Annotated in this window: 6 protein-coding genes; 3 read left to right on the forward strand and 3 right to left on the reverse strand. The window is 71.0% G+C overall.

The features are described from left to right. Positions 1–32: 32 nt before the first annotated feature. Together NLX86_RS03610 and NLX86_RS03615 are read right to left on the reverse strand one after the other, a co-directional pair. The gene (locus tag NLX86_RS03610) at positions 33–1,697 is read right to left on the reverse strand and encodes a class I adenylate-forming enzyme family protein (RefSeq protein WP_254370069.1); all 1,665 of its coding nucleotides are present in this window, start codon (positions 1,695–1,697) and stop codon (positions 33–35) included. After that, positions 1,694–2,443, reverse strand: a complete 750-nt coding sequence (locus NLX86_RS03615) for an SDR family oxidoreductase (RefSeq protein ID WP_254370101.1) — start codon at positions 2,441–2,443, stop codon at positions 1,694–1,696. Before NLX86_RS03615 ends, NLX86_RS03610 begins: the two co-directional genes overlap by 4 nt. A gap of 174 nt (positions 2,444–2,617) precedes the next feature. Here NLX86_RS03615 and NLX86_RS03620 point away from each other — a divergent pair, with 174 nt between their 5' ends. The 3 genes from NLX86_RS03620 to NLX86_RS03630 all read left to right on the forward strand — a co-directional run bounded on the left by NLX86_RS03620 (position 2,618) and on the right by NLX86_RS03630 (position 5,526). Then, the gene (locus NLX86_RS03620) at positions 2,618–3,868 is read left to right on the forward strand and encodes an exo-beta-N-acetylmuramidase NamZ domain-containing protein (protein ID WP_254370070.1); all 1,251 of its coding nucleotides are present in this window, start codon (positions 2,618–2,620) and stop codon (positions 3,866–3,868) included. Between the two features lie 230 nt (positions 3,869–4,098). Then, positions 4,099–4,713: a hypothetical protein gene (locus tag NLX86_RS03625; protein ID WP_254370071.1), complete on the forward strand. Its 615-nt coding sequence runs from the start codon at positions 4,099–4,101 to the stop codon at positions 4,711–4,713. Between the two features lie 81 nt (positions 4,714–4,794). Beyond that, positions 4,795–5,526 (forward strand): 3-keto-5-aminohexanoate cleavage protein, encoded by a 732-nt coding sequence (locus tag NLX86_RS03630; RefSeq protein WP_254370072.1) that lies wholly within the window; start codon positions 4,795–4,797, stop codon positions 5,524–5,526. On the opposite strand, the gene NLX86_RS03635 is transcribed toward NLX86_RS03630, so the two are convergent. After that, positions 5,472–6,224, reverse strand: coding sequence for a hypothetical protein (locus NLX86_RS03635; protein WP_254370073.1), 753 nt, complete (start codon positions 6,222–6,224; stop codon positions 5,472–5,474). The genes NLX86_RS03630 and NLX86_RS03635 overlap by 55 nt on opposite strands. Positions 6,225–6,443: the final 219 nt, after the last annotated feature.

The following is a 6,443-nucleotide window of genomic DNA, read 5'->3' on the forward strand; positions in this document are numbered from 1 at the left end:
CCGCCACCTGCCCTTTCGTTCGCCTGACTGTGCTATGCGCGGGAACGCAGTTCCCGCCTGAGGATCTTCCCACTCGTGGTCTTGGGAAGCTCCGGCAGGATCTCCACCTCGCGCGGGTACTTGTACGCGGCCAGCCGCTCCTCGCAGTACGCGGAGAGGTCGGCGGGCCGCACGTCGGCGCCCGGGCGGAGGCTGACGTACGCCTTGACCGTCTCCCCGCGGTACGCGTCGGGGACGCCCACGACGGCCGCCTCGCGTACCGCTTCGTGCGTGTACAGCACGTCCTCGACCTCGCGCGGCCAGACCTTGAAGCCGGAGGCGTTGATCATGTCCTTCTTGCGGTCGACGACGTAGAGCCAGCCGTCCGGGTCCATGAAACCGATGTCGCCGGTACGCAGTTCGCCGCCGGGGAACGCCTGCGCGGTGGCGTCCGGGCGGCCCCAGTAGCCCGAGACGACCTGCGGGCCGCTCACCGCGATCTCGCCCTGCTCGCCGAACGGGACGTCCTCGCCCTTCTCGTCGACGATCCGTACGACCGTGTCGGGGCCGGGGACGCCGACGGAGAGGGTGCCGGAGGCGCGATCCACCGGGGCCTCCTTCTCCGGCGGGACGGCGGCGCAGGGCGCGGTGCACTCGGTGAGGCCGTAGCCGTTGCGGATGTACGGGCCGAAGCCCGCCCGGAACCTCTCCACCAGGGCGGGCGGCACAGGCGCCCCGCCCGAGGAGATGACCTGGAAGGAGCTGAAGTGGTCGCGGGTGACTGCGGGGTGGGCGGCCAGCGCCATGAACGCGGTGGAGGGGCCCACGGTGTACGCGGGGCGGTGCTCGGCGAAGGCGTCGAGGACCACGCCGGTCTCGAAGCGGTACGCGAGGGCGAGCGTGCCGGCGTTGGCGAAGCAGGCGGCCAGTTCGCAGACCATGCCGGTGATGTGGAACAGGGGCGCGAGCGCGAAGTAGCAGGCGCCCTCGGGGACCGGATGGCCGGTGCGCTGGCGTTCGGCGTTGTAGGTGATCGCCCCGTGGTGGTTCAGGGCTCCCTTGGGGGCGCCGCTGGTGCCCGAGGTGTAGCTGATCAGCGCCACGTCGGCGGAGGTGAGGACGCGGTCGGCGGGGGCCGGGAACGCGCGGCGAGCGACGTCGATGAGGTCCTCGGCGTCCGCCGCCCGGGGCAGGCGCTCGAAGCCGAGGACGCGGGTGTCGTTCCTGGTCTGGAGGTCCAGTTCGCAGGCGGTGAGGGTGATCCGTACCGGCGACTCTGCGGCCGCCTCCCGCAGGTACGACTCCCAGGCGCGGTCGGCGCAGACCAGTGCGGTCACCTCCGCGTCCCGCAGGACGTGCCCGACCTCGCCGGCCTTGTACATCGGGTTGACCGGCACGACCGTGGCCCCGGCCTTCCAGGCGCCGAGCAGGGCGAGTACGAAGTGCGGGGTGTTCTGCAGCATGATCGCGACCCGGTCGCCGCGCCGCACGCCACGGGCGGCGAGATACCCGGCCACCGAGTCGGAGAGCTCGTCGGTCTCGCGGTAGCTCAGCCGCCCGTCGAAGTAGGCGAGGGCGGTGTGCTCGGGAGCCCGGCCGACCGCCGCACGGAAGGAGTGCACGACACTCTCGGGCGGCGTGACCGGCGCGCGCTGGGCCTCGCTCAGCTGCGCAAGCCAGGGCTTTTGTGCGTATATCGACTGCTGCGACTGGTTCATACACCCTCCCACTTCTGTTGCAGGTGGTTCATATTGCCCAGCCAGCGGTCGGGGTCGGTAGCCCGGGCCGCGTAGTAACCGGCCACCTCGGGGTGAGGGAGGATCAGGAAGCGGTCCGCCTCGATGCCCTCGAAGAGGGCGTCGGCCACGTCCTCGGGCTCGATCGCGGTGGGCGCGAGGACGAGTTCGCCGGCGGTTCCGGCGGCGGTCAGCATGTCCGTCCGTACGCCCTGCGGGCAGATCGCGTGCACCTTCAGCCCGCGGTGCCGGTAGGTGAGCGAGAGCCATTCGGCGAAGGCGAGCGCTCCGTGCTTGGTCACGCTGTACGGCGCCGCGCCGACCATGGTCAGCAGACCGGCGGCGGAGACGGTCGAGACGAAGCGGCCGCTGCCGCGCTCCAGCCAGTCGGGCAGCAGCTCGCGCGCCGCCCTGATATGCGCCATCACATTGACGTCCCAGGCCGACGCCCAGACCTGTTCGTCGGCGAACGCGTCGCCGGGCGAGGCCAGGCCCGCGTTGGCGCAGTACACGTCGACCCGCCCGCCGAGGGCCTCGCGGGCGGCGGTCACGACGGCCGAGGCGTCGCCGGGCAAGGCGGTGGCGCCGATCTCGTCGGCGATCAACTTGGTCTTCTCCGCGTCCAGATCGTTGACCACGACACGCGCGCCCTCGGCCACGAACCTGCGCGCCAGTGCGGCGCCGATACCGCCTCCGGCGCCCGTGACGACCACTCCCGCACCCTGCATCGCGCTCACGCTGGCTCCTGCCTCTCGCTTGCCGGTTGCTGGGCAGACTAACCAGTCGGTATGTATCGGCGGAAGGGGTGGACACCGACGGACCCGCGCGCATCGTTCCCCGGGGCCGTCATGAGCGCTAGCGTGCGTGGCCATGACAGCCGAGGCGATCGCGGAGGTAACCGTATGAGCGTGTCCAGACGGGGGTTGCTGACCGCCACCGGCGCGGCGGGAGCCGCCGGTGTCCTCGCGGCGGCAGCGCCGGCCGCCGCCGCGGGCGCCGGGCACGGGCGAGTGCGTACCGGCTTCGACCGGCTGGCCGCCGACGGGTATGCCCTGCTGGACGGACAGCGGGTCGGCGTCGTCACCAACCCGACCGGCATCACCGCGGAGGCACGCCACCTCGTGGACGTCATGCACGCCGACGAGCGGGTGGACCTGGTCGCCGTCTTCGGCCCCGAGCACGGCTTCCGGGGGACCGCCCAGGCGGGCGGCTCGGAGGGCCGCCACGACGATCCGGCCACCGGCCTTCCCGTCTACGACACCTATCTCAAGAGCGGGCAGCCGCTCGCCGACATCTTCACCGCGTCGGGTGTGGACACCGTCGTGTTCGACATCCAGGACGTCGGTGCCCGCTTCTACACGTATATCTGGACGCTGTACGACTGCATGGTCGCCGCATCGCTCGCGGGCAGGCGGTTCGTCGTACTGGACCGGCCGAATCCGGTGACGGGCCGGCAGGCGTCCGGGCCGGTGCTCGACAAGGCCTTCGCGACCTTCGTCGGCCGCGAGCCGATCCCGCAGGCGCACGGCATGACGGTCGGTGAGCTGGCCCGGCTCTTCAACGGCGAGTTCCTCGCCCCGCCGGTGCGGCTGGAGACGGTGCGGATGTCGGGCTGGAAGCGCACCGACTTCTTCGACGCGACGGGCCTGCCGTGGGTGCCGCCGAGCCCCAACATGCCGACGCCCGACACCGCGCTGGTCTACTCGGGCACCTGCCTCTTCGAGGGGACGAACCTCTCCGAGGGCCGCGGTACGACCCGGCCGTTCGAACTGCTCGGCGCGGAGGGCATCGACCGGCGGTGGGCCCAGGCGGCGAATGCGGAACGGCTCCCGGGCGTGCACTTCCGCGAGGCGTACTTCGCCCCGACGTTCTCCAAGTTCCAGGGCAAGACGGTCGGCGGGGTCCAGGTGCACGTCCACGAACGGCGGTCGTACGACCCGGTTCGGACCGGAATCGCCCTGCTGGTGACGGCGAAGCGGAGCTGGAGCGGCTTCGCCTGGCGGCCGGACAACTGGATCGACAAGCTGACGGGTTCCAGCCGGGTCCGCACGATGATCGACGCGGGCGCGGGAACGGACGACGTGGTGGCAGCATGGCAGGGCGAGCTGACCACATTCCGCCGGGTACGCGGGGAATACCTGCTCTACCGCTGAGCACAGCCGAAGCCGGCGCCGGCGATCCGGCCGAGGGCGCACCGCCGGCCTCGGCGCCGTCTGGCTGGGGCGCGGGCAGGGCAGGGTTGTGCGCCAGCGCGGAAATCAGCATGTCCGGATCGCCGCTCACCCCTGTTGATGGCCGCCATTCGATTTTGGATGGAGCCAAACCGGGAAGTCGTACGTCCATTCCTCGACGCCGAAGTACCAGCGACGGAGGTGGCAGTGCGATGGCCGGGTTCCGGAGTCTTGCGAGACAGGTGCGTGACGCGCGCAATGACCTGGCGCTGAGGCGCTATTCATTGCGTAAGTGCCTGGAAAGGTTCGCCCCTTATGGGCACAGGGCGACCTGGCACCATCTGTGTGCCAGGCATGGGATCGAGCCCGAGGACCGGGCGGCTGATCCGGCGCGGCTGGTGGCCGCGCTCGAGGAGCTGGAAGAGGCACGGTCCGTCTGGCTCGCGTACGAGACGGAGTTCGCGGAGCGGCGCAAGCGCGAGAAGCACGACGGGCTGAGGCAGCCCGGATCGATCGACGACTGGCACCGGTGCACCTGGGGAGGCAACGGGGTGGCACGGTGCGACAATCCGGCCGTCCGTCCTCCCGAACCACTCGGCGAGGTGCTGCGTCGGCTGATCTCCGCTCTGGAGGCGGCGCCCGGCACGGCGTGCCCGGTGTGCGAAGGGACGGGAATCGTCTGGCGTCAGGATCTGGCTCACGAGCCCTGGTACGGACCGGTCTGCACGGGCTGCGGCATTGTGGTGCCACAGCCCGTTCTGACGTCCGAGGCGATGGCTGCCGCCAAGGGGCCCGCGCGACGCAGGCAGCTGGCCTCGGTCGCGTGACGATGCGGGGTGCGGGGTGCGGGGTGCGGGCCACCAGAGCGCGCACCCGCGTTGTCAGTGCCGTGCGGCACCATCGGATGCATGCTCATTCAGGTGTGTCTGAACGGTCCGCGCGGCGCGGCCGACAGTGCGGCGGTACCGCTCTCGCCGGGGGCGATGGCGGAGTCGGCGGCGGCAGCCGTCGCGGCCGGGGCCGGTGAGGTGCATGTGCACCCCAAGTCCCCGTGCGGCGAGGACACGTTGTCGCCGCGCGCGGTCGCGGCCGCGCTGACGGCGATACGGGCTGCGGTGTCCGTACCGGTGGGGGTTACCACGGGCGCCTGGGCCGAGCCGGATCCGGAGCGCCGGGTGGAGCGCGTCCGGTCCTGGACGGTGCTGCCCGACCATGCCTCGGTGAACTGGCACGAGCCGGGGGCGGAGGCGGTGGCGGCGGCGCTGCTGGAGCGGGGCGTGGGTGTCGAGGCGGGCATCTGGTCCGGCACGGACGGCGTTGGCCGCTTCCTCGCCTCGCCGCTCGCGCCGCGCGTCCTGCGGGTACTGGCCGAGGTGACCGACCCGGATCCGGCGACCGCGCAGGACACCGGCCGGGAGCTGCTGGCCGCACTGGGCGCGGCGCACGGCCGGCCGGTGCTGCTGCACGGCGAGGACGGCGCGGCATGGCCGGTGCTGCGGCTGGCCCTGCGGCTGGGACTGGACACCCGGATCGGCCTGGAGGATGTACTCGTGCTCCCGGACGGCAGACGGGCGTCGTCCAACGCTCAGCTGGTACTGGGCGCGTTGGCCCACACGTCCTCGGACCATCGGCCGTCATAGGGCAGGGCGAGCAGGCCGATCTTGAAGTGGAGCAGGGGGTCGGCGTTCCGGGCCCACAGACGAGCGGGAGCGTGGGCGAGGACCCATGCCTGGATCTCAGCGAGTGGCTCCTCGCGGTCGAACCAGTACCACGAGGAAGTCACCCTCTGAAGGCAGTCGTTGATCAAGTCGTCGATCCAGTGGTCGATGGTCTCGACGAGGTGGGCGTCGGCCAGACTTCCCACCGGTTGTGCCGCCCAGCGGTCGAGCATCGGAGTCACCGTCCCGCGCAGGTCCGCACAAGCAGCGAAGACAGCGTCCACCGAGTTGGCGGGAGACGCGGTGGCGAGCGTGTCGAGCCACCAGACGTTCAGGAACTGGTCGACAGCAGTGGCCTGTTGCTCCGGCCAGGAGTGCCAGCCGGTGCGTCCGTGGCCGATCGACCCGTAACCGAGCGCCTCGAAGCGGCCCGACGCGAGGTAGGCGGTGAACTGCGGCAGCAGCCGTCTGAACGCAGCGGGATGATCGGTGAAGTGGTCCGGTGTCTTGTGCACGAACGAGATCATCAGATCCTCGGGCAGCGGCTCGTCCGGCGTGCGCAGCAGCGCGATCTCTTCCTCGCCGTAACAGTGCGTGCAACCGGTCTCGTTCGGGCTGGTCATGCCGGCAAAGACCGTTCGTACCCGGTCGACCGCGGCGGCGAGTGCAGTGGATGCCATGTCGGCCCGTCCTGTCAGGACTCCGGGCGCGGCTTCCGCCGACCGAAGAGCGCGACGCTACCAGAGAGCTATTCGGTGACCGGAACAGGGCGGCACCGAGTACGAGTGATCAGCCGTCCCGCCGCGACGCGGGGGCCGAGCCCTAGGGCCTGTTGCGAAAGTGGATCTCGCCTGTGAAATGATCTTGTGTTGTGGCGCGTGCAGATCTGACGGACGAAC

The sequence above is a fragment of the Streptomyces sp. A3M-1-3 genome (assembly GCF_024213665.1).
In the GTDB taxonomy this organism is placed as follows: Bacteria; Actinomycetota; Actinomycetes; order Streptomycetales; family Streptomycetaceae; genus Streptomyces.